The following is a 22,742-nucleotide window of genomic DNA, read 5'->3' as shown; positions in this document are numbered from 1 at the left end:
AGTTGGATCCTCATGGACAGGAACCCGTAGCCCTGGCCTTCGATGCCTGGCTATGGGAGGTCCGCCAGCCCGTCAGCGGATCGTTTCGTCCATGAGCAGGTACAGCAGACCGACCAGAGATCCGCTGCTGACGACCTCGCGACGGTCGATCATTCCCCGTACCTCGCTGAGGGGGATCCACTCGATGCGGTCGGACTCGTTCTTCTCCGTGGGTGGTCCGGAGTAGGTCGCACCGTCGACGCGGAAGACGTGGTGCTGCGAGTCGGTGATCCCGTTGGCCGGCTCGGCATAGATCAGAGGCTTGATGGGACCCGGGCGCCAGCCGGTCTCCTCCAGCACCTCGCGAGCCGCAGCTTCCTCCGGAGTCTCGCCCTCGTCCACCAGCCCCATGGGGAGCTCCCAGGCCCACGAGTTGGTGATGAAGCGGTGCCGCCACATCATCAAGACCTCTTGGCGGTCGTTGACCACGGCGGCGACGGCCAGGTGCCGAAGGCGAACGACGTGGTACTCCCAACGGCGCCCGTCCGGTTGCTGGACGTCCACTTACCACAGGTTCACCCAGGGGTTGTTGTAGATCTGGCGCTCACCGTGGGTCTTCCACTCCATGCCCGCGACCCCTCTCGATCGGACTCCAGGATCTCAGACCAGCTGGGATGAAGCGTGAGTTCTCCTCATTTTGCGTCACGCTGACGAGATGTGCGGTTAGTGATCATGGCCTCCGCCCGCCAGTCCCAGGGCGTGGCACGGATTTCTACGTCGTGTTACCAGCTCTGCAGCCCTCAGCCGTGCTGTACAGGAACCGATGTACCGCACGTTTTCCGCCGGTCAGCGCTGGCGGCTGGAGTCGTTTACTGCTCTGGTTACCGCTGGTGTGGTGGGTGTCGGGGCCGTCGTACGCCGGTTGTCTCGGGTGGACGCGGCGTGGTGATTTTCAGGCAGGGCGGGTAGATGGGCGCTGCGACGTAGGCGCCATATGAGGACGTCGCTGATGGAGTCGGCGGTGTCGAGCTCGCGTCGTCGGGCGGCGTCAGCGAGCAGGATGGCCGGGTCGTGGCCAGCTTTGCGGGTGTCGTCGAGGGTGGCGGCCAGGGCGGGCCAGCTTCCTTCGGTTTGGATGCGCTCGGCCAGGTCCGGCAGCACCTGATGCAGCAGGCCGGCCTGTCGCTGTCGGGCACGCGGTGTCAGTCGCCGGCCTCGCTGGCCAAGGGCGGCCATGGGCTCGGCCGCGGCCACCTGGTAGGCGGTGCGGAGGTGTTCGGCGGCTTGGTGGGCTGCGGCGGCCTGCTGGCTGTGGTGCCTTTTGGCGTGCCAGTTCGCTGAGCTGATGGCGAGGAAGAAGACCATGTCGATGAGCATGGCGGTGGTGGCGCCGTCTTCGCCGCGGCCGGAAGCGGGTCCGCTATGGAGGAGGTCGCGAGCGGCGTGGCGCAGAGCGCGGTCGTGTCCGCGTACGGCTCTCACGTGGGAGCGGCCGGCTCGTTCGAATGTAAGGGCCGCTGCACGGAGGGAGGCGCGGGTGCGGGCGGCGGAGGTCGTGGCGAGTGCGTCCAGGATTTCTCCGCCCGCTGCGATCTGGGCTGCCGCGGTGCCGTCGTCGCCGTGGTCGATGATCAGCAGGGCTTGCCATGCGGCGGCGGTGGCCCGGCGCCGTGCGAATGCGGGACCTGTCACCTGTGGCAGGGAGGGCTGGTGCGGGCTGGAGCTGTCTGCCGAGGCGGTGGCAGTTTCTTCGGGGAGGGTCCAGCGGTCGCGGATGCGGGGCAGGGACAGGTCGGGTGCGAGGGTGGAGCCGGCGTAGAAGACCGGCTCGTCGTCCTTGTTGCGGTCCTGGGGGAGGGCGACCTTGTATCCGAGCAGGTCACCGGAGGGCGCGAGGCGCTTGCGGATCAGCACGCCGGTGGCGGCCAGCCGGTCGAAGAACTCGTCCTCGCCCATCGCGCCGGCCACTGCACGACGCACCAACTCGCGCAGTTGATCGCGAGCGGTGCGCCCGTGGCCTTGGCGCTTGGCTTTGTGGCGTTCGGCGCTGGTGGCCCGCTTGGCGGCGGTGCCGTCTCCGGATGCGACCTGGTGCAGGCCGAGTTCCTTTTCGATCAGACGGCATTCGGTCTGGGCGCGTTGGCCGGAGCGGTGGTGGTCGGGGCGGCGGCCGTCCTCGCGGATGAGGGTGGCGATGATGTGGATGTGGTCGTCGGCGTGCCGGACGGCGGCCCAGCGGCAGCCGGCGCCGTCACCGGGGTCGATGCCAGTGGCGGCCACCATGCGGCGGGCGATGCCGGCCCACTGTTCGTCGGACAGGATCGGGTCGTCGGGGGCAGCGCGCACCGAGCAGTGCCAGACGTGCTTCTCGGGACGCTGGTCGGTGGTGAGCAGGGACAGGGGCTGGTCGAGGAGGTGCTGGAGGTCCTTCTTCGTCACCGAAGGGTCGCGCCCGGGGTCGGGGGCCATGCCATCGAAGGAAGCGACCAGATGTGGGTCGACGTGCTCCTCGTGGGTGCCCTTGCCGTACAGGTAGTGCAGGAGTCCGAGGGTGTTGCTGCCCTGCTGGTGGATCCGGGGGATCAAACTGCTCGGTCCTCCTGCCGGTTTTCGACCCGGTCTGCCGCTCGCTGGACGGCTTGTGCGGCACGTTGCAGGTCGGCGAGGACGGCGTCCAAGTGCGTTGCGTCGCCACCGGAGTTGAGGGCCTTGGCGATCTGGTTGACGTTGCTGCCGGCCCAGCCGAACTGACGGCGCACCCCGAACAAGGCCATCAGGATGTCGTGGTCAGTGGCGATCGCTGCCGCGGTGCGCGACTGGTCGCGGGCGGCGGCCAGGGCGCAGTGGGCCATAAACCCGGCCACACTCATGCCGACGTGGTCGGCGCCGGACTGGATGATGGCGAGTTCTTGTGCGTTCAGGCGCACGCTGTGAGCGGGGCGCTGCTTCTTGTCACGCGGCCGCGACGTCGCCTTCCTGGCCCTGCGCTTGCGGCTGGTCTTGTCTGGCTGCGGTCCGCCCTCGGTCGCAGCCTTCCCGTCCGGCGCCCCCTGGCGCCGGACGGGCCCCGCCACCCCCGGGGCGGGGCCGGGTTCGGGCGTACCCCCTGCGGGGGAGTGTCCGAACCTCCAACTTGCTGTGCGGTTTGGGGCTGGGGAGGTCGCGTTCTGGTGTGCCTCGGTGGACGTCTGAGGGTGACGCTGATGCATGGAAGTCCCTTGACGAAGTATTTGAGGCGGGGCGCGGTCCGTGGTGGTCGCGGCGTGAGAGAGGCCAGTCAAGACCGGGACGGTCCTGCGGGGATGCATCGGATCGGGGACCGTGGGGACCGGTCTTCTTCATCCGGTCCCGGGGACCGGTCCCCGGGGTTGGTCCCCGCTTGAGGGGACCGTGGTGCCAGTCGGTCCCCGCGTTTCTCGGTCCCGGCATGCGACGAAGGCGTCGGTCCCCGGCCACCCCGCATGGTCGGTCCCCGAGTGTGCTGCGGGGACCGAGGCTGCTCTTGTAAGGCGTTGTCCTGCTTGTTATCCCCGGTCCCCGGTCCCCGGTCCCCGGTCCCCGGTCCCCGGTCCCCGGTCCCCGGTCCCCGGTCCCCGGTCCCCGGTCCCCGGTCCCCGGTCCCCGGTCCCCGGTCCCCGGTCCCCGGTCCCCGGTCCCCGGTCCCCGGTCCCCGGTCCCCGGGTCCGATTAGTTCGTTGGGGACCGGTCCCCGAAGTGCGCCGTCGGGACGGTCCCCCGAGAGGTGGCGACGGTCCCCAACCGGGACGGCCCGACCGGCCGGCTGCAGGGTGGCGTGCTCGGTGGGTCTAGGCGGGGTCTTCGCGTCGGCGGTCGGGGCCGGTGAGGATGATGCGTTCGGTCATTTCGGCGAGGCGGGAGGCGACGCGGTCGCCGAGGGTGGTGCGGAGTTCGGTGGTGGGGAGGTTGGTGGTGATGAGGGTGGGGAGCAGGTGTTCGTAGCGGTGGTTGATGAGCCGGTAGGTCAGCTCCTCGGTCCACTCGCTCGTCTTGGCCGCGCCGAGGTCGTCCAGGAGCAGCAGCGGGCAGCGGGCCAGGGTCTGCAGCTCGCGTTCGCTGTCGTGCCCGGTGCGGGAGCTGGGGCGCAGTCGGGCGTGGAGATCGGCGCTGGTGGTGGCTTCCCAGCGCAGGCGCACACCTCGGTGCAGGAGGGTGCGGATGGCGCCGTATGCCTGGTGGGTCTTGCCCGTACCGGTGGGGCCGACGATCAGCAGTGAGCCACCCTCGGAGATACCGGGTGCGCCGGCTGGGCCTGGGCGTCCTGTTCGGGCTATTTGAGTGGCCCAGGCGGTGATCTGGGGGTGGTCGGCGAGGGCGCCGCGGTAGCGGGCGGGGATGCGTCTGTCGGCCAGTTCCAGGGCGCTGACCGGTTCCTCCGGTGGCGGCGTTGCCGTGGCTGTGGGGTCGAGGCCGCGGGCGGTGAGGATGGCGTCGAGACGGTCCGCCATGGCGCCGACGGGCTGCGGTGGGCGCCTGCGGGTGCCGGTGGTGGTGTTCAGAGCTGGCCTCCGTAAGCCGCTGCGGTATCGGCCGGGTTGGTCCAGGCCCGGCGCGGGGCGGTGCTGCGTGTGGGTGTGTTCATCACGTCGTTGACGAGGCTGGGCAGCACGCTGGGGTGCACTCCCTTGGCCCGCTGCCGGACCAGCGCGGCGCGGATGTGGTCGGCCTTGATGCCCTCGGCCAGCAGGTTGCGCACTTCGCGTCCCAGGTGTCCCAGGACGCTGCCCGGCGGGCGTTCGGCACACGCGGCGACGTACTCGCCGATCAGGTCCTGCACCGAGACGCTCGCAGGCGCGGGGGCGCTTGCGCCCCCCGAAGGGGAAGATCCTAGATCCACGTTCCTAGGTCCTAGATCCGGACCGTGAGGACTCACGGACCCCTCCGTGAGCCCTCCGTGAGTGGGTGATGAGGACTCACGGAGTGGCGTCTGACCAGCGCCTTCCTCGACAAGCGGAGGTGCCGCCTCGGCTCCGTGAGGACTCACGGAGTGCTCCGTGAGGTCTGCGTGAGTCCTCAGTGCGGGCTCACGGACAGGGCCGGGGTGGCCCAGATCGTGGTGTGGGCAGTCGGGGTGGCGCACGCCGCTGGGCCGGTTGATCTTCTGGTGGCGGGCGAAGGTGACGAGGTGCAGGTACCGCTTGCCGTCGCATCCTTCGTAGCGGCAGATCAGCCCGGCGTTCTGGAGCTGGCTGAGGTCGTCGTCGACGCCCACGGGGCCGTGGTCCGGGCGCAGCGACCACAGCAGGCCGGCGATGACCGCGGCCTGGTCGCGGAACCGGCCGCGGTCGTCGGCCTGCGTGAGCAGCCCGAAGAACGTCCGCTCCGCGGACAGGGACACCATCGCCAACGACTCTGAGGCGAACGCTTCGGGCTTGATGGTGCGGATACGGGCGATGTCGATCGACCACCTTCGTCGCGATTCGGGGCGCTGTACCGGCGAAATGCCGGGGCACGTGGACAACACAGCCACACCCACCGCGCACAAGTCCAGAGTTGACCTACAAACTCTCCAGTAGTCGTGCGGGGCCGGGAAACCATAAACCCGAAACGCCGGTCAAGGAAAAAGGTGCCGGTAACCGGCACCTCGCGTGCATCGCTCACGGCAGACACCACACCGCTTCCCCTGGCTCGGGAAAGCAAGCTACAACACACCCATGCCGCCATGCCCCCTCGAAATCGGCCCCGCCGGACAAGCCGCCGCACACGCCATAGAGCGCCTGCGCACCACGCGCGGCTACTCGCAGCGCTACCTCGCCGCCCGCGTCACCGCCCTCGGCCGGCCCCTGACCTTCACCCAACTCTCCCGCTTGGAAAGGCGAGTTCGCCGTTGCGACGTCGACGACCTCGTGGCCATCGCCACCGCCCTCGGTGTGACCCCGCAGGCGCTCCTCGGCGATGCCGGTACGCCTCCCTGGGCCGACGGCGGGGGAATATAGCCGACGATCGCCGGTTGGCCAAACCGGCGATTCTCAAGACCATTGAACGACCGAGAGCGCCGACGTGGCTCTAACTTGTGTGTGAGGAGTCGAGCAGTTTGCCGCAGCCCGCAATAGGCGACTCCTTGTTGCTCTTCGAGGGGCGCATTCGGGCCCTTCTGAAAAGGATTGAAGAGGAGTCTTCGGGGCCAGCCTTTGCCATCATGACGGGCACAGCCCACTCACTCAAGCAGTAATAACCGCTCCGCGCTCCGGCCCAAGATCCGGAGACGGGCCCGCCGCCGCACGCATCCCGACCTTCGGCGGTCCGCACCTCACTGCGGCCATCACGTGACGCATCTCCCGGGCGATGCGGTCCCACTGCCCTGACCGGGCTGGTCGACCTTCGTCCTAGACCGCCCGCCAGCCCGGCGAAATCCAATCGCCGGCTCTTTCCTCCCCTCCATGTCTCCAAGGAGTCGCCCATGCCTGCCCGTTTGCTGTCCATCCCTGCCGTGGCCGCCGCCCTGGACGTCGACCGCCGCACCGTCTACCGCTTCATCGCCGCCGGGGACCTTCCCGTCGTCGACCTGCACACCGGCACGCAACGCTCCCGAGTCCGTGTCCCCGCCGCAGAGCTGGAGGAGTTCATCGCCAGCAGGCTGGTCGCTTCCCCACGCGCCCGCCGGTGATCTCTCACCGTCACTCCGGCCCTCACCGTCCCTGCGTGAAGGAGCAGTACCACGTACCTGCGTAAATTGAAGTCCGGCAGGTGGCAGGCGACCGTACGCAACCGAACCGGCGACCGGTTCAGCGAGTCCTTCCCCCTCAAGGCCCAGGCGCGGGCCTGGGGCATCGAGTTGGAGACCCAGTTCGCCCGTGGAGCAGTGCGCGACCCGCGGGCCGGTGAAATCTCGTTCCGGGAGTGGCACGACCGATGGTGGAACGCCCGCATCGTCGAACCACACACCCTGCGCGGCGACGCGTCGAGCATCAAGAACCACGTCATGCCCCACTGGGCGGACTGGGAGATGCGGGCCATCACCCGCATGGACGTCCAGACTTGGATCCGCTCCCTGGTCGACAAGGGCGCGGGCCCTGCTGCGATCAAGCGGGCCTACAACCTGACGTCGTCGATCATGCGTGCGGCGGTCGACGATGATGTGATCGCGGTGAGCCCGTGCCGCAGCATCGATCTGCCGCCCATCGCGGTCAAACCACCGCAGTGGTTCACGCCCGACCAGGCGCAGAGCATCCTGGACCAACTCGCCCCCGCCTGGCGGACGATGTGCCTGCTCGGCTTCTACACCGGACTGCGCTGGGGAGAACTCTCCGGCCTGCACCGCCACCGCATCGACGTGCGCCGCTCGCGCCTGTTCGTGGTGGAGGTCAACACCAAAAGCGGCATCAAGGAATACCCCAAGAGCTCCAAGAGCCGCCGGGAGGTCCCGCTCCCACCCCACGTCCTGGAAGCGTTCGAACGCCACATCCACCGGCTCGACCGCGACGCGGTGGTGTTCACCACCATCACCAGGGGCCGCTCCGGGCGCCTGCTAGCCGACAGCAACTGGCGCCGGCAGACGTGGTGGCCCGCCGTCGAGGCCGCGTACCACTTCGGCGACGACGGCGAGCTGCAGCTCGTCCCGCACTACCCGCCACACTCCATGCGCCACACCTGCGCCTCATGGCTCGTCCAGAAGGGAGTCTCGCTCTACGAGGTCCAACACCTCCTCGGCCACGAGAGCTTCCAGACCACCCAGCGCTACGCCCACCTGCAGCCGGACGCGCACAAGGCCGTCCTCGGAGCCTGGAAAAGCATGGAAAACCCGCTCACCATCACCACATGAACGTTCCTTCGCCCCTGTCCGCGCCGGACAGGGGCGAAGGCGTCTTACAGCAGGTGACGTCTGAACGGGCGAGGTGGGACTGTAAGACGTTCCGTAGTCGGTGGTGATGTCGAGTAGCCGCCCTTGATCATGATCTTGTGGTGGATATCAACTCCCTCATGGGGAGGGTGTTTTCGGGGCTTTCGCCTCTGGTTGTCGAGGACGGCGGTGACGCGGTGATGGTCTTGGCCCAGACCCGGGACGTGGCGGTGCCGTGTCCGGTGTACGGGACGCCGACGGCGAAGGTGCACGGTTATCACCGCCGAACAGTGAGGGGCATGCTGGTCGACGGCCACCAGGTCGTCGACCAGCTGCGCGTACGGCGGCTGGCCTGTCCGACCCTGGCCTGCCGGCGTCAGACCTCCCGCGAGCAGATTCCCGGACTGCTGGAGCGCCATCAGTGCCGCACGGTGCGTCTTGGCGGGCAGATATCCGTTAGGGGCCCTACCGGTCCTTGGCCAGAGCGGCGAGTTCCGCGAACAAGCCTCCACCGTTGACCAGGTCTTCGTACGTACCCTGTTCGATGACTTGGCCCTTGTCCATGACAAGAATGCGGTCGGCGAGCCTGGTGTTTTCGAGCTGGTGGGTGACTACGATCGTCATACGCTGGGCGGCGATTCGCCTGATCTCCAGGAAGATGCCGTGTTCGCCGCGGGCGTCCATCTGCGAGGTCGGTTCATCCAAGATCAACAGTGGCGTCTGACGGTACAGCGCCCGCCCGCACACGAGTCGCTGCCACTGTCCGCCGGACAGTTCGGCGCCGCCCCACAGTTCCTTGGCGAGAAGGGTGTCTAGCTGCTGGGGCAGCTTCTCGATGGCCTCTCGCATTCCGACGGCGTCGACGACGTCCCACACCGGTCCGTCGTCGTACGTGTGTGGTTGACCGAGGGTGATGTTCTCGCGGGTGCGCAGGGGCCAGCAGGCGAAGTTCTGAGGAACCAGCGCGGTGCGTTTCCATACCGCGTCGGGGTCGGCATGGGCGAGGTCGATCCCGTCCCACAGGACGCGGCCCTTGTCGGAGAGGAGGATGCCGGTGATGAGCTTGGCCAGGGTGGACTTGCCGGAGCCGTTCTCGCCGACGATGGCCAGGATCTCACCGCGGCGGAGCGTGAGCGAGACGCCTGCGACTGCCGGGTCGTCCTTGCCGGGGTAGCGGTAGACGACTTCGTCGAGGCAGATCTCTTCCACGCGTGGCGGGATCTCCAAGTCCCCTCGCTTCGGCGCCCGCCTGCTGGCCATGTCGAGGAAGGACCGCATGTCGGCCAGGTACAGCGAGGTGTGGAACATCGCGGCGCCGTGGATGACGAACTGGGACAGCGCGGCCAGCGTGGTCTGCACGGCGACGATCGCGGTGGCCGCGATGGGCAGCGCGACGCGGCCGGTGGTGGCCAGCCAGGCGAGAGTGGCCCAGGTGCCCAGGAGGAAGAGCCCGCCCAGGGCACTGGTGGCCAGGACGATGCGGAGCATCCGCGGAGCCGCGGTCAAGGTTCGCTGATCGACTCGATCGGACAGGGCGCGGTACCAGTAGATGAGGTAGCCGGTCATGCCGTTGGCGCGGACCTCGTCGCCGTAGCGGGAGTAGGTGGCCCACCAGCGCATCATCGAGCGCACGTTGCGGTCGCCGACGTTGAGGTAGTGGGTCTCGTAGTCGATGCGTGCGGAGAGCACGGCTCCGACGCCGGCCGGGAGAACGGCCAGGAGGAGCAAGGGCAGCATGAGCGGGTGCAGGGTGGTGATGACCCCGCTCGCGGCGACCATACGGATCAGGGCGGACATGAACCGCTGGGCGTCTTGCAGCATCGTCCGGGTGCGGGTGACGCCGACTTCGGCGGCTTCTTGCTGGTCGGCGAAGCCGTCCTCGCCGTATGCGGATGCCTCCACGCGGCATACGGCGGCGACGAGGGTGATGTCCGCCTCGGTCATCAGCAGAGGTGTGATCCGGGTGTCGGCGTAGGAGGACAGGGCGCTGCTGATGCGGCCGATGCCCGCGGCCGTTGCGACGACGACCAGGGCGGGCATGGCGGCGTGCAGGCGTTCGGACACGGCGCCGGTGCCTAGGAGATGAGTCATCGCCTGAGCGGTGAACGCGAGGACGACAGCCGCCGCGGCACCGGTGAGCAACTGGCAGGCGAGGAGAAGCACGACGCCGGTCCTGTCAACTGCCCAGGCCATCCGTGCCGTGTGTCCGAGTACGGACGGAAGGCGCCGGCACATGGCTCCGAAACTGGCGTCTGCCAGCGGGTTCCTCCCGTGCACGCCTTCGAAGGCGATGGTGGCCGGCGGCGGAGGGGGTGGCGCTTCCTTGTCTGAAGTCGAGGCGTCAGTCGCAGTCACCTGCATCCCTCCTTGGGGGTTGTGGCAGCACCTGGATGGCTCGGCGGTGCCCGGCATAACGACATGCCACGGGATTCGAACACGCTCGATTTCGGACGCGCGTGAGCCCTTGAATCGCAAGGGGATGTGCGCGGGATCGCCGCACTGGCACGGCTCGGAGCGGTGCAGATCTGGCCGAATCGCCGAAGCCTGTGACGCCTGTGGCGCATGAGGTTTCCACGTGCTGATCGGCTCGCAGTGATGTAGGGGCGTCGACCCAATCAAGATCATTCTTGCCCAATTGGGTAAGAATGATCTTGGCGGGCAAGGCTTTCCCGGATCGTGTGGTCGCTCGTACGCACGGCATGGTCCAGTTGGCCACGTAGCTCCTCGGTGAGCGTTCCAGCTCCGAGGGCGCAGGCGGTGAGAAGAGTCCGGCAGTCTTGCGCCTCTCGATCGGTAGCGAGGGCGGCACACAGGGGGTGCGCCAGGATGTCTCGGACGGCATAGCCGTCGGACGCCTTGATCGCTCTGCGGTGCAACTCCTCGGCCACGAGGCGCGCTTCGGATCTCTCGGGCGAGGCAATCACGTCCAGGACGGCGAGCCCGAGCCGCGTGTAGAACACGGTCAGAGCTTCCTCTTCTTGGTGTCCGAGGTAGGTGGTCACCAGGTTCTGCAGGGTGCGCTCCCAGGGCAGTCCTGTTGCCCGGTGGCACATGGCGGTCAGGCAGTCGGTGACCGCTTCCTCCCAAGGTTCCCCGGGCTTCGTGTCGTTCAGAAGGTTGTTGGCGTCGCCGGTGTTTCCGGTGGAGAGCGCGGCGAGGACGGCGACCTGGCGGCCGTCGAGCATGCGCTGCCCGACGCCGTGGTGTGCCTCGACGTGGGCGAGTGCTTCCGTCCAGCGGCCGGCGGCGGTCAGTGCGCGGGTGCCATCGGCGAGGAGGACTCGCCACAGCCAGGCGCGGATCTCTTGGCGGTCGCTCGCTGTTGAGGTGAGGTCGGGTGGCACGACGATGTCTTCGAACACGGCGATGGAGACGCTGGTGCTGACTGCGTCGAACAACTGGAGGAGCCTATGGCGGCCGTCGGCATAGTGCCCAGCACGGATGTCGAGACGGGCAAGGTTGACCACGGGTTCGAGGGCACGGATCGCGGCCCGGCCGGACAAGGGGGCGGCGTCTAGGTAGGCGGCAGCATGCTGACGGCACAGCGCGCGGGCGACGTCCGGCATGCCGGTGTCGGAGGCGATCAGTGCGGCCTGGTTGTAGACCGTGGAGGCGATGCTCGCGTCGCCGGTCTTCGCCACCCGTGCGGCGAGTTCGGCGAGCGCTCGAACACGCTGGGGCAGGGGGAGAGTGGGCGGGCGGGGGCGGGCGATGAGCGGGAAGCGCCGGGCCAGGACATCAGGGATTGCCCACATGGTTCGCGGCGCTCCCTTCTGTGGTGGGGTCCGGGCCGAAGATGACGGTTTTCGCGGCGTCGGCGAGAACGGCCTGAGTGGCGTAGGGGAGGCCTATGCGGTTCCAGGCGAACAGCACGTGGTGCGCGAGGACGTCGCGTAGGCCGCGGTGAAGCCGCCCCAACTCCATGAGGTGGGCCAGATCCCGCCCGGCAACGGCATAGGCGCGGGCCCAGTCCGCCAGGTGTGCCAGCGGCCCGCCGGCGCGCATCAGTTCGTCCCCGTTCGCGGAGATCAACCGATGCACGGCAGCTTGTCGTTGCTCGCGACTCTCTGAGGTGACACCTGGGGGCAGCCCTCGGTGGGCACCGACGCGGGCCCAGACGTCGCCCTGTTCGTACCAGTCCAGCCCGGCGGAGCGCATGAGGAGACTGCACAGCATTACGGATGTCTCGCGCCGGTGCGCGCCGCCCTCTCCCTGGAGGTGTTCGAGCAGGGTGCGGCTGTCGTGGTGGAAGAGGCGGTGCGCGCTTGCCATGGCTTCGGCGCCGCCGAAGGCGTTCTCCTCGGGTTCGTAGACGATCTCTGTCCACGCCGTGGTGACCCCCTCGCCCACCAGTGCGTCGAAGCCCTGGCTGATGCGCTCTGCTCCTCCGGCGCCGGGCAGGTAGCGCACACGCCAGCAGGGGCTCTTGCGGATGATGAACCAGCGGGCAAGGACACCTTCGTCCTCGGCGGCCCGCAGAATGGGTGCGAGTCGGGACACCGCGAGGGACTCGGCGCTGTCCCAGTCCGTGAACGCGATATTGGCCTGGCACCAGGAGGACAAGGTCATCGGAGTGCCTCCGCGGTGTGGGCAGCGGCCAGAGGCGGTGTCAGCACGCGTTCGAGCCGCACTTGGTAGAAGCGCAGGATCAGGAGCGAGTGGTCGGAGGCTTCCCGGGTGTCGTCGTTGTCGACGACTTCGACGCTGTGCAGCGCGGAGGCGAGGCCGCCTGTCCCATAGGCACGGTCGATGCGCTGGGGACCGCCCTGGTCGAGCTTGCGCTGTCCGGCAGTGGCGTTGAGTGCCTCAGGTTGACCGAGGTGGTCGGCGGCGTACCGGGCGAGGTCGAGGTAGCCGGCGTCGGTCAGGGCGGCGTCGGGGCGGGTGTCGCTGTGGCGGTGCCCGTCGGCGTCGAGGAAGGTCCGGTGGACCATGTGCGCACGGTCGGTCACCGCGGCCCAGTCGGGCAGGGCGAGGCGTTCGGGATTATGCGGGTAGCTGTTGGTGTCACCGGCGGCGAGAGTGACCCCACCCGCATGCATGGCCGTCCAACATGCCTCCGTCAGACGCTGGTTGGCGTCGAAGCAGCACATATGGAGGGAGAGGAGGTTGAGAGGGACCGGACAGGCGCCCAGCCGCGCGACCACGTGGCAGGGGTGCAGCCACCACGGCTTGGCGCGGGGGCGTGCCTCCACGACGTCGAACATCGTGGGCCGCAGGTAGACGGCGGTCGCGATGTCGGCGTCCGCGTGCGGATTGGGCGCGGAGAGGAACCCGCGCAAGCCCAGCCGGTTCTCCGCGGCGTGCAGGCGTTCACTGCCCCGATCACGGCTGAACTTGGCTTCCTGCTGGAGGAAGATGTCCGGCTCGAACTCGGTCAGGACGTCGAGTGCGAGATCCCGGTGTTCGCCGTTACGGCCGCCGTCGGCCTCGATGTTCCACACGGCGACGGTCACGAGGTCGGTCACTTCAGACCCTTCGGTGTCGGTACGGATGGGCACGGCATCACGCCAGAGCGAGGAAGGTGTCCCAGTGCGGCGCGGGCGCCCTACCCGTGCCCACGGTGTGCAGGGCGAGTGCTGCTCCGGCCGTTCCTTCGAGGAGTTCCGGGCCGGGGTCGCTCTGGTCGAGTGCGGTGATCAGGCGGTCGGTAAGGCTCGGCAACTCCGCGGCGATCTCGGGGTTGTCCGTCTCGGTGGCCATCCGCCACGCCGCGTGAAGGAGTCCGGCCATGCCGTGGCACAAACCGGTCTCAGGGAGCGCATCCAGCTGGAGTGGGTCTCGTAGGGCGGCGAGGATCGCGGTCTCGGCCATCGCGACGCGTGCCGGGTCGCCCAGGGCGAGTCCGGCCAGCTGCTGGGCACGGGCGGTGCCGCCGACGCCGTAGCACCAGGACGGCCGGGGCCGAAGAGCGGAATGAACCTGGTGGGCGGTCACCTGCTCCGCCGAGAGGTGCCCCGGCCACCAGGGCGCCCTCTGGTCGCCTTGGCGCCAGTGGTCCGTCCAGGCGCAGATCCTCGCGATCGCGTCGGCGATGCCGGGCACGGCCGGCCCGCCGAGCAGGGCAAGCGACAGGACGCCGAGGGTGGAGCCGATGCCGTGGGCGAGCCCGACGTTGCCGTGCCCGCCGGGGTAGTCGGGGTGAAGGACGCCGCTGGGAGCGGCGTCCGTCCACCACGGCGGCAGCCCGGCCGGGCTGGGGAGGGGCTCGGTCAGGCGGACCAGGTAGGTGACGACGTCCGCGGTGATCTCGTGGTGCGGGTGGCGGCTGAGGTGGTAGGCGCACAGGCCGGACAGACCGCGGATCAGGTCGAACTCCTCCATGAGGGGGTGCTCGGCACGACTGATGCGCAGGTGGGCGGCGGCCAGCCTGGTTCGGGTGAGGGCGAGGGTGGCGGCGTCCAGGCGGTCAAGGACTGGCAGGTAGCGGCTCGATGCGCTGGACGCCCGGTGCATCACGTATGCGAGGGTGGGAGCGCCGAAGTACAGGTTCGCGTTGGCCGCGGCGCTGACCTCGCCCTGCACCGCCGCCTTCAGCCAGACGTGCGCGGTGTCCCAGTCACCGTGCCCGGTCCGGGCGCGCTCGATGTGTAGAAGGGCGATGCCTGAGGCTCCTCCCGCGAGCGACTGTGGCCAGGACCGGCCGCCGTCGGGGCGTCCGCCGGGCCATGCGGTGCCCGGCTCGGCCAGCGCGTCGGCCAGATAGTCGACGCTCGCCAGCGTCGTGGGAGTGGGAGCGGCGGTGATCACGGTGTACTCCTTGCGCGTGCTGTCCAGCTGAGGGCAGCGGCCTTGGCCAGGTGAAGGTGGGTGCGTTCCTCAGGCAGTCCCGGCCCGTGCATTCGTACGTGGTGAAGGTGCAGCAGGTCCGGCAGCAGCTCGTCCGGATGGAGGGCTGCGTCCGTGAGCGCGCGGCGGTAGTCGGCCAGCGCACCGCGGCGCGCGGACCAGGCTGCGGTGACGTGCTCGCCCAAGCTGCCTGTGGTCGTGTTCACCAGGTCGACGGCTTGGCGGTAGACGGCGCGGGGCGGAGCGGCCGGATCGGTGCGCGTGTGCTTGATCAGCCACTGCATCGCCGCAGCGCTGTCGCCGAGCACGCCCACCGCGATGTCCACCATGCTCGCGGCGGTCACCGCACGAGGGTCGGGGACCTCCGTTCCTACCGCGATGTTGAGCTGCGCCATGGCGGCGGCGGAGTCGGTGGCGAAGTATCGTTCGGCCGCATCGACGGTGGTGGGGCCGCCGAAACGGGCGGTCTCCGGGTGGTAGGTCTCCACACTGGCGTGAGTGATCAGACCGCGTTGCCGCAGGCCGCGGGTCCAGTGGCCGACCGCCTCGAAGGCAGGGCCAAGGGTGCCGGGCAGGCAGGTCAAGCGGACACGAAGGTGGTCGTCGGGGTCCCGGTAGCGGACGAACCACCATTGGGGAGCGCCAAGTTCGTCCAGCAGGGCGGCGAGGTGCCGGGTCAGGATGGGGGTCTGCCGGTCGCGATGACCGTGGAGGTGAAGGGAGATGCGGTTTCTGCATCCGGGCAGGTGACTGTGCTCCCGGGGGACGGCGCCGCCCGCCACCCGGACGGGGGTGATGTTCTGCTCGGTGCTCAGGGGAATGACGACTTCGTGGGCACGGCCGCCGGTCCAGCCCAGGTCCTTCGGGTGCGGTGCCGGGTACAGCGTCACGGTGCCGTCGCGGTCCAGGTGGACGCGCACCAGGGCCCGGTGAGAGGGCTCCGCCAGGTCCAGGGCCATGTGCTGATCGTCCTCGCTCAGGTACACCCGCTCGGGCAGATGGACTTCGCGCCGCCATCGCGCCAGTGCCTCGTCCCACTGCGGCCATGGCGCCGACGTGGGCGGCAGGTCCTCGTGCGTGAGGAGCCAACGGGCCGGGGAGAGGATCGTCCGGCCGTAGCGCAGCGCGGGCAGGAACGGCAGGTGGGAGGCTGCAGTCCCCCACCTGAACCCGGTGCAGGGGACGGCCAGCGCGGCGGGTGCCTCCGTCAGGAAGCGGCACAGCGGGTGCGAGTGGTGGCCCAGGTCCACGGCGTTGAGCAGCAGTGTGTGGACCGGGCGGGCACAGGACAGCGAGACGAGGTGCAGCCGTTCGGCGTCTGCGGTCACCGCGAGGTCCGTGACGGGGACAAGATAGGTGTCCGGGCCGTGGTAGTCGCCGAGCGATATCACCAAGTCGGTCGCCTGTGGGGCGCGCGCGACGTTCTCCGTGAGCGTCGTTAAGGGAGTTGAGCTGATCTGTGCGGGGAGCGCGTCTCGGTGCACCGCGGGCAGAGCGCCGTACGCCTCGGTCATGCGGCGGCGGTCATCGGCGTCGAGCAGGTGGAGGAAGCGTCCGGTGGTCGCGCCGGCCGAGCGCGCCACCCCGACCACGTGCAGCGTGAAATCCCCCTGCTGGAGGGCGGCAACGCTATCGGCATCGATGCGAACGGTCAGTTCAGTGCTCGGCTGGACGGGATGGACCGGATCGACGGTGGCCAGATCCTCGATCACCGCATCGTCGAGCTGGATTTCGAGGTGGCGCTGCATACCGGCGGTGTGCGCGAGTTTGATGAGGCGGCCGACCCGGTCGGGCAGTGGGGAAGGCGTCGGCGTAGTGGTGGCGCCCACGAACCCGGACGGGTAGCCGAGCATGTCGATCGCGTCCAGGACGGGGACGACCGCCCGCGGACCATACCGCTCCAGAAAGTGGCGATGCCACTGGGCCCAGCCAGTCAGGGACGCTTGTGGCGCGAGGCGGATGAGCGCCTTCGCTGCCGCTGCCGCCTCCTGTATGACGGCCGTAGGTACGGTCAGGTCCCAGTCCACCCGCAGGTCGAGCGCGGTCCTGGGAACGGACTGGATCTCTGCTGCGTCAGTGGGCGGGAGGTGAGCTGCGTGGTCGAGGAGGGCGGCGAGTGGGTCGGTGACGGTCATCGCCGGGCGGAGGCTGGTGAGCAGGACGCGCTGCCTGACCAGGTCTGCGATGAGGCCGTCGATCACGGACGGCGGCGCGCTCGGGAAGCTGGTGGTCAATTTCGTGGCGAGGTCACTCCACAGGACCGGTGTCCGTGCCCCGTCCAGAGCCTCGCGGACCGGCGCGGTCATGCGGATCTGCATGTGGTCGGGGCGCCGATCGGGGGTTCCGCTCGGGCGGTGCTCTATCACCCCGCACCCGTCGCGTTCGACGAGGAGGCTGGAGGCGAGCAGCATCAAGTGGGGCCGCAACGCCGGGTGCTGCTCAAAGCGGTCGATGAGGGCCGTACTCCGCGCCGCGTCTGCTCTGGCGGCGGCGCGGTGACCGGTGCCGACACGGAGCGCGGGCACCGTACCTATTCGTACGGCCGCGACGCCAGCGAACAGGCCGAACGGGGTCGCCCGGCTGCGAGCACGCAGCAGGTAGCGCATCATCGCGACCACCGTGCGCCACACGGCAGCGGCAGGTACCGGCTGGCCGGCGTAGACCTGATCCACACTGCTCGCGAGGTCGGGGCTGGCCGCCCTGACGGCTGCCGCGAAGTCGTTGTCACACCAGACGTGTTGGAGCCACGCCCGCCAGGACGCTGGGCCCGCGCACGCGCCAGTGAGATCAGGCCAAACGATCTGGCGCTCGGGATGCCATGCAGACGCCCGGACCAGGGCCGCATCAAGGTGGCGATACATACGCCCCTCCTGGGACTGCGTGGTTGCCCGGCCGCGCCCGTAGCGCGGGCGTGACCGGGGACAGCGATGGACGCGGTCGGTACTACGCGGGGCAGCTCGTGCACGCGGTCGCGCACGTGGAGTTGCAGCCGTCGTCCGTCATCCGAATGAGCTGGTCCGAGGAAGGACCGCCCTCCACGATGGTGATGTCCAGGTCGAAGTCAGCGAACTCCGGCACTTCGGCGACCGGTTGCGCGGGTATGGCCGGTCGTTCCAGTTGAACGGTCATGCATGCCTCCTTGAGGTAATAGGTGAGGGTGTGCAGGGTCCCGGAGCCCTCGCAGGGCCCCGGAGTCTCAGGTCCAGGACGCGGTGACGATCCCGTGCCGCCGCAGCACGGCGTTCTGCGGCAGCGGGGTAGGGGCGGGGCCCGGCAGGTACCGGAACGTCACGGCTCCCCTGCGACGGTGGTGTTCGGCCCAGCGGCGCAGCAGTTCCGAGTACTGGTCGGCGAGGGCTTCGGCCTGCGGACCGTGGGCGATGACGCCGCTCTCGAAGCCGCCGGTGTCCTCGTTGTCGCGGCGGGTGCGGTAGGCGATGCTGTCCTCGCTGACCAGCGCGGACACCCCGACCAGGGCCGACGGGTTCACCAGGCCCTGGTCGACCACGTCCTTGGCGGCGTGCAGCCGCACCACGCTTGGCAGGTTGAGCGTGAGGTACAGCTCCAGTTCGTCGGGCAGGTCCCACGCCGCCCCCGACCAGCGCACCAGCCTGGGGGCGTCCAGGGCATGGTTGAGCGCCTGCGGGTTGAGGGGTACCCGCCCGTCGTCGGTCTGCACGACGACGCCCTCTCGCAGCAGTGCCTTGCGTTCCTCGGCGGCGCCCTCTCCCTGCATGGGTACGAAGTGCGCCAACCGGTAGGAGCGGCTGACCAGGCCCTCGCCGTCGCGGTCGAAGGCGATCGAGCGGGTCGTGCCGCACACCGTCAGCGGAACGACGAGCCGGCCCTTCTCCGTGAGTCCGTCGATCCACGAACGGGGGATGTCCCACGCAGCGGCGGTGACGATGATCCGGTCGTACGGTGCCCCCTCAGGGACGCCCCTCTCGCCATCGGCGAGCACCGTCTTCACCAAGGTATAGCCGGCGTCGTCCAGACAGAGGCGGGCGCGGTCGACGATGTCCCCGTCGATGTCGACGGTGGTGACCTCACCGTCACCGCCCACAAGTTCCTGGAGATACGCGGCGTTGACCCCGCCGGAGCCGATCTCCAGAACCTTCATCCCGGGCTCGATGTCGGCCTGCTCCAGCATCACGGCCTGAAGGTGGGCGGCGGACATGACGCTGACGTTCAGGCCGTTGTCGTCCTTCTTGACCGGCACGATGCGGTGGAGATCGTAGACGACTTTCAGGGACGCTTCCGGCGCGAACAGGTGCCGGGGCACCATGGCGAAGGCCGCAGCAACCGCCTCGGACGTGATCGCGTCCTGATCACGCAACGCACGGACCATCTCTGCACGCAACCTGTCTGCATCGCGAACGGTCGCGTCATCAACGGCAGTCATCCGATTACCTACTTCTGTCTCTGGGAGGGGTGCCTGTAACCGAGGCCGGAGTGGTGCTGGGGACGCTAGCCAGGGCGTCGCCCCTTGGTCCCGGCCACGCGCCGAGGTGCGGGACAGCTGATCAACTTCGACTGAGACTGCATCAAGTAGGTCCTCGGCAACGGCACTTGCTGAGGCCGGCTGGTTGCTGATGACTCGGGTGTCCCGGCGTGGAGAGTTGCCATACCGTCCGTGACCGGAGGCCGTGTGGCTCTCCACACCGGGAGACGGGCCCGCCCCTGTGCCGTAGAACCCCACGAACGGCGAGCACAGGGACGGGTGTCTGGCAAGGTCGGCCGCCGGTTCCGGATCACCGACTACTCGGGGACCAGCGACCGGCCAGCCGGCCCCGCGTACGGCAAGTGGATGTAAACGGGGTTGCCGAGCAGGGGAGTTGGCGATTGATGGGGTGTAGCCACCGCCCAGCGCCGAGGCGCTGAGGTTCCCCGTAGGGGACGTGGGGCCGTGGCCCAGCGCCGGGCGAAGACTCGGGCAGACAGAGGACGCTGCCCGACGTCTGCCATGGGAGCGCGCTCGATCACCTCGCTCGTGAGGAGCCGGCGAAGGCAGTACAGACCCACGCCGATCGTCTCGCGATCGTTGGACGCTCCCGGACTCGGCAACCGCCCGGCGACATCAGCCGTCACTGTGGCCATCACGATGCCTCATCGGGGATCGTCAGTGAGCACCACATCATCGTGCCGTCGGGACTTGCGCCCCACTCCTTCGCGACGGCCGGCACGAGAAACAGGCCGCGGCCGTTCTCGTCGGCCGGGCCGGCAGAACGCAGCCGTGCTGGAGTCGAGCTGTCGTCGGTCACCTCGATGCGAAGGTCATCGGTGAAGCGCCACACCTTGAGTCCGACCGATCTTCCCTTGCCATGTTTGATGGCGTTGGTCACCAGTTCGGAGACGACGAGCGTGGCGTCGTCGGTCAGCATCGTCAGGTCCCACCGGCTCAGCTGGCCCCTGGCGACTTGTCTCATCTCCGCAGTGCGGATCTCAGCCGGGAGGAAGTCGACCTGGAAGCCGCACAGAACCGCCTGGTCCTCGGGTGAGGAACTGAGGGCGAAGGACTCGCTGGACGTCGTCACACCCGTCGCGAACGTCGTGCCTCGTTTCGCGATCATCCTGCCTCCGAGAGCACGGGTGTGCGAACGGAGGCGCGGGCGGGAACGAACCCGTGCGGCATGGGGAACAGGGGCTCACCAAGGGCACGCCAGAAGAGACGATCACCGGTGAAGGCACGTCGCGCGTGCAGCCAGCGTTCGTTATCCAGCAGGTAGCCCTGGCCGAGAGCCAGGGGAAGACGTACCTGATGATGTACGGCTGCGGCCCGCAGTTGCGGGAGGTAGGGGTGCACTATCGGGTTCCAGCGCGCCAGCCCGTCGAACCGGAGACGAACGGACACCCTCAGATCGTCATGGACGGTGAACACCTGCGTGGTGTGTCCGTCACCGGCGCCGAAGAAGGCGGTGCGGGGCTGCGCCAGAGCCAGTCCGGCCTGCCGTTCATCAGCGAAGAGGCCGGAGTGCACGGCCTGCCCATCGGTGAGCAGGCATTCCCCGCCGACCACGGCAGTTTGCCCGCACACAAGGAGCATCAGACGGGGCGGATTGGGTGTCCCGGAGCGCTCGGTGTGTGGATCGAGAGGGCCGTTGCTGAACCCCGCGAAGCCCGCCCGATGTGCATCGCGTCGGTTGTCGCAGATCGTGGTGAGACCGTCCGGCTCACTGTCGCGGTGCGGCACCACATTCATGATCCGGGTGGCAAAAGCGAGCACGGCAGCGCGTGAGGCAAGGCCGTCGACAGTGACCAGGCCCGTCTTCCGAAGCCGCCCCGCGATCCTCGCCTCCGCTCCCGTCGCGGTGAGGTCGATACGGTTGCGCGCGAAGACGTCGGCGTACGGCTCATGAACTCGGCGCATCCTGAAGCTCCTTCTCGGCGCTGTGGTGTTTTCACTGTTCGGCGCCGCGAGGGCGGGGGTAAAGCGACGGATTGTCGACTCGGGCAATTCGCCCACGCCCGTGTTGGTCCACGGGGCGCGTGCTACGTTCCGCACACGCCCGGCCACACGTGTAATGCGAGGAGAGCGATGGATTACACGCCCCCTACATGGCCCGTCTCCGTCAAGGGCGTCGCCGTGGACGGCAGGCGACGCGTACTGCTGCTGAAGAACGAACGCGAGGAGTGGGAACTGCCAGGAGGGCGACTCGAACCCCGCGACACCACAGCAGAGTTCGCTGTGGAGAGGGAGATCGAGGAGGAGACCGGCTGGGCGGTGAAGGCCGGTCCGCTCCTGGACGTGTGGATCTACCAGCCGCTGCCCGTCGCCATGCCGGACCGGCGAGTCGTGATCGTCACCTACGGATGCACCGTCCTCACTCCGGACATGCCCCCCGTGCTGAGTCACGAGCACAAACAACTCGGGATGTTCACGGCCGACGAAGTGTCCGGCTTGGCCATGCCGGACGGATACAAACAGTCCATCGGTACCTGGTTTGCGCGGATGTGACCGGCGATGGACGGCACGATGATGGCACGACGCCCTCAACACACCGTGTGGCATTGGGCCACCCCGCAGGCCGAGGCAATCCTCGCCACCCGCGACATTGGGGCTATCCTGCGCTTCCACCGCGGTGTGCACGGCATAACCCAGACCGAACTTGGACAGCTTCTCGGCTACGACAAGACGTACATCTCGCTGCTGGAACTGGGCAAACGAAGCCTCGAAGATGTCGGCTCTCGTCGGCACATCGCGAAGTCCCTGTGTCTGCCTCCGCACGTCGTCGGCGTCACTGATCCTGCGGACACCGATCACCGCGCCATGCTCCAGTTCGGCGAGTCCACCGTCCGCCTTGCCGAGATCGCTCGGCAATCCGGGCACGCTTCCGAAGCGGTCGCCGAGCTGTGGCCACTGGTCGCCCGGCTCGAAGCGCGCATGGAGGACGGTCACATGGAACGGGAAGTCCTGTACCTGTTGGCCCGAGCTCGTGTCGGCCTTGGTGTCGCCCTGGGCAATGTCCTCCCAGAGGAGCGACTCAGTACCGCTGCCCGCTGGACTGCGAAGAGCATCGCCCTCGCTCGTTACTTCGGCGATCCGGTCTTCACGTCCTACGTGCTGCGCATGCACGGAAACGAACTGCGCAAAGCCCGCCTCCACGGAGCCGCCGTCGACCGGCTTCAACACGCGGCAGCTCTTGCACCGGACCACGAGGCCAAAGCAGCTGTGCTGCCACTCCTCGCTCGCGCGGCCGGCGCCCTCCGAAATCAGCCCCTCTTCGACGAGGCGATGAGGGAAACGAACCGGCTTCTCGCCGAGACCGAACACACCTCGTTGTTCAATCCCTACGCCCTGCACGAGATCCGACTTCGAGGCCTGATGGCTACTGGCAAGACTGATATCGCCATACGACTGGTCGAGCAGGGCAGTCCCGTACCGACGATGACCGTCGCCCCGCAGTGGCGCGTGATCGAACTCATCACCGTCGCCCAAGTACGGCTGGCCGCTGACGACTGCGCCCGCGCTGCGCAGTCCCTGCACACCGCCGTCGACGAAGCCGTCCGCCAGCGCCTTCCGCACCAATTGCAGCGCATTGTGCGCGCGGCGCACCATCGGCTGCCGGAGATCAGGGAAGCCGCAGACCATGGCCTGGACCGGATTCGGCAGGAGATGGCCGCCTAACTTGATCTCGTCCCAGAGCAGCACCGGCCGGCCTCGGTTACCGAACTTGAG

Annotated in this window: 19 protein-coding genes and 1 pseudogene; 5 read left to right on the top strand and 15 right to left on the bottom strand. The window is 68.6% G+C overall.

Annotated elements, in window-relative coordinates:
• Positions 1-72 precede the first annotated feature (72 nt).
• The 5 genes and pseudogenes from J8N05_RS32410 to J8N05_RS32390 all read right to left on the bottom strand — a co-directional run bounded on the left by J8N05_RS32410 (position 73) and on the right by J8N05_RS32390 (position 5,392).
• Positions 73-606: pseudogene (locus J8N05_RS32410) on the bottom strand (NUDIX hydrolase).
• Between the two features lie 219 nt (positions 607-825).
• Positions 826-2,565, bottom strand: a complete 1,740-nt coding sequence (locus tag J8N05_RS32405) for a relaxase/mobilization nuclease domain-containing protein (RefSeq protein ID WP_210889095.1) — start codon at positions 2,563-2,565, stop codon at positions 826-828.
• Positions 2,562-2,906: a plasmid mobilization relaxosome protein MobC gene (mobC, locus tag J8N05_RS32400; RefSeq protein ID WP_247706599.1), complete on the bottom strand. Its 345-nt coding sequence runs from the start codon at positions 2,904-2,906 to the stop codon at positions 2,562-2,564. The genes J8N05_RS32405 and mobC overlap by 4 nt, the downstream gene beginning before the upstream one ends.
• 879 nt (positions 2,907-3,785) lie before the next feature.
• On the bottom strand, positions 3,786-4,445 hold the full coding sequence (locus J8N05_RS32395; protein WP_210889092.1) for an ATP-binding protein: 660 nt from the start codon (positions 4,443-4,445) through the stop codon (positions 3,786-3,788).
• Positions 4,446-4,492: 47 nt separating this feature from the next.
• The gene (locus J8N05_RS32390; RefSeq protein WP_210890533.1) at positions 4,493-5,392 is read right to left on the bottom strand and encodes a hypothetical protein; all 900 of its coding nucleotides are present in this window, start codon (positions 5,390-5,392) and stop codon (positions 4,493-4,495) included.
• Between the two features lie 259 nt (positions 5,393-5,651).
• On the opposite strand from J8N05_RS32390, the gene J8N05_RS32385 reads away from it, so the two are divergent.
• The 3 genes from J8N05_RS32385 to J8N05_RS32375 all read left to right on the top strand — a co-directional run bounded on the left by J8N05_RS32385 (position 5,652) and on the right by J8N05_RS32375 (position 7,759).
• Positions 5,652-5,933: a helix-turn-helix domain-containing protein gene (locus J8N05_RS32385; protein WP_210889091.1), complete on the top strand. Its 282-nt coding sequence runs from the start codon at positions 5,652-5,654 to the stop codon at positions 5,931-5,933.
• A 464-nt stretch (positions 5,934-6,397) separates the two neighbouring features.
• Complete coding sequence (locus tag J8N05_RS32380; RefSeq protein WP_210889090.1) at positions 6,398-6,604, top strand: helix-turn-helix domain-containing protein; 207 nt, start codon at positions 6,398-6,400, stop codon at positions 6,602-6,604.
• 66 nt (positions 6,605-6,670) lie between these two features.
• Positions 6,671-7,759, top strand: a complete 1,089-nt coding sequence (locus tag J8N05_RS32375) for a tyrosine-type recombinase/integrase (RefSeq protein ID WP_210889089.1) — start codon at positions 6,671-6,673, stop codon at positions 7,757-7,759.
• Between the two features lie 483 nt (positions 7,760-8,242).
• Here the strand turns inward: J8N05_RS32375 and J8N05_RS32370 are convergent, their stop codons facing one another.
• The 10 genes from J8N05_RS32370 to J8N05_RS32325 all read right to left on the bottom strand — a co-directional run bounded on the left by J8N05_RS32370 (position 8,243) and on the right by J8N05_RS32325 (position 21,029).
• Complete coding sequence (locus tag J8N05_RS32370) at positions 8,243-10,138, bottom strand: ATP-binding cassette domain-containing protein (protein ID WP_210889088.1); 1,896 nt, start codon at positions 10,136-10,138, stop codon at positions 8,243-8,245.
• Between the two features lie 260 nt (positions 10,139-10,398).
• Positions 10,399-11,532, bottom strand: a complete 1,134-nt coding sequence (locus tag J8N05_RS32365) for a hypothetical protein (protein ID WP_210889087.1) — start codon at positions 11,530-11,532, stop codon at positions 10,399-10,401.
• Complete coding sequence (locus J8N05_RS32360) at positions 11,516-12,346, bottom strand: thiopeptide-type bacteriocin biosynthesis protein (RefSeq protein ID WP_210889086.1); 831 nt, start codon at positions 12,344-12,346, stop codon at positions 11,516-11,518. Before J8N05_RS32360 ends, J8N05_RS32365 begins: the two co-directional genes overlap by 17 nt.
• The gene (locus J8N05_RS32355) at positions 12,343-13,245 is read right to left on the bottom strand and encodes an endonuclease/exonuclease/phosphatase family protein (protein ID WP_210889084.1); all 903 of its coding nucleotides are present in this window, start codon (positions 13,243-13,245) and stop codon (positions 12,343-12,345) included. The genes J8N05_RS32360 and J8N05_RS32355 overlap by 4 nt, the downstream gene beginning before the upstream one ends.
• A 37-nt stretch (positions 13,246-13,282) precedes the next feature.
• On the bottom strand, positions 13,283-14,527 hold the full coding sequence (locus J8N05_RS32350) for a lanthionine synthetase C family protein (protein WP_210889082.1): 1,245 nt from the start codon (positions 14,525-14,527) through the stop codon (positions 13,283-13,285).
• The gene (locus J8N05_RS32345) at positions 14,524-17,427 is read right to left on the bottom strand and encodes a lantibiotic dehydratase (RefSeq protein WP_210889080.1); all 2,904 of its coding nucleotides are present in this window, start codon (positions 17,425-17,427) and stop codon (positions 14,524-14,526) included. The genes J8N05_RS32350 and J8N05_RS32345 overlap by 4 nt, the downstream gene beginning before the upstream one ends.
• An 82-nt stretch (positions 17,428-17,509) precedes the next feature.
• On the bottom strand, positions 17,510-17,695 hold the full coding sequence (locus J8N05_RS32340) for an FxLD family lanthipeptide (RefSeq protein ID WP_210889078.1): 186 nt from the start codon (positions 17,693-17,695) through the stop codon (positions 17,510-17,512).
• A 67-nt stretch (positions 17,696-17,762) separates the two neighbouring features.
• Positions 17,763-18,968 (bottom strand): methyltransferase, FxLD system, encoded by a 1,206-nt coding sequence (gene fxlM / locus J8N05_RS32335; protein ID WP_210889076.1) that lies wholly within the window; start codon positions 18,966-18,968, stop codon positions 17,763-17,765.
• Between the two features lie 694 nt (positions 18,969-19,662).
• On the bottom strand, positions 19,663-20,100 hold the full coding sequence (locus tag J8N05_RS32330) for an ATP-binding protein (protein WP_247706597.1): 438 nt from the start codon (positions 20,098-20,100) through the stop codon (positions 19,663-19,665).
• Between the two features lie 32 nt (positions 20,101-20,132).
• Positions 20,133-21,029, bottom strand: a complete 897-nt coding sequence (locus tag J8N05_RS32325; protein WP_210889072.1) for a TauD/TfdA family dioxygenase — start codon at positions 21,027-21,029, stop codon at positions 20,133-20,135.
• A gap of 72 nt (positions 21,030-21,101) precedes the next feature.
• Between J8N05_RS32325 and J8N05_RS32320 the strand changes: the two genes are divergently transcribed.
• Both J8N05_RS32320 and J8N05_RS32315 read left to right on the top strand, forming a co-directional pair.
• Positions 21,102-21,521, top strand: coding sequence for an NUDIX hydrolase (locus J8N05_RS32320; RefSeq protein ID WP_210889070.1), 420 nt, complete (start codon positions 21,102-21,104; stop codon positions 21,519-21,521).
• Positions 21,522-21,527: 6 nt separating this feature from the next.
• Positions 21,528-22,691: a helix-turn-helix domain-containing protein gene (locus J8N05_RS32315; RefSeq protein ID WP_210889068.1), complete on the top strand. Its 1,164-nt coding sequence runs from the start codon at positions 21,528-21,530 to the stop codon at positions 22,689-22,691.
• Positions 22,692-22,742: the final 51 nt, after the last annotated feature.

Origin of the sequence: Streptomyces liliiviolaceus, assembly GCF_018070025.1 — a bacterium.
GTDB lineage: Bacteria > Actinomycetota > Actinomycetes > Streptomycetales > Streptomycetaceae > Streptomyces > Streptomyces liliiviolaceus.
This window is presented reverse-complemented; position numbering and strand designations above follow the sequence as displayed.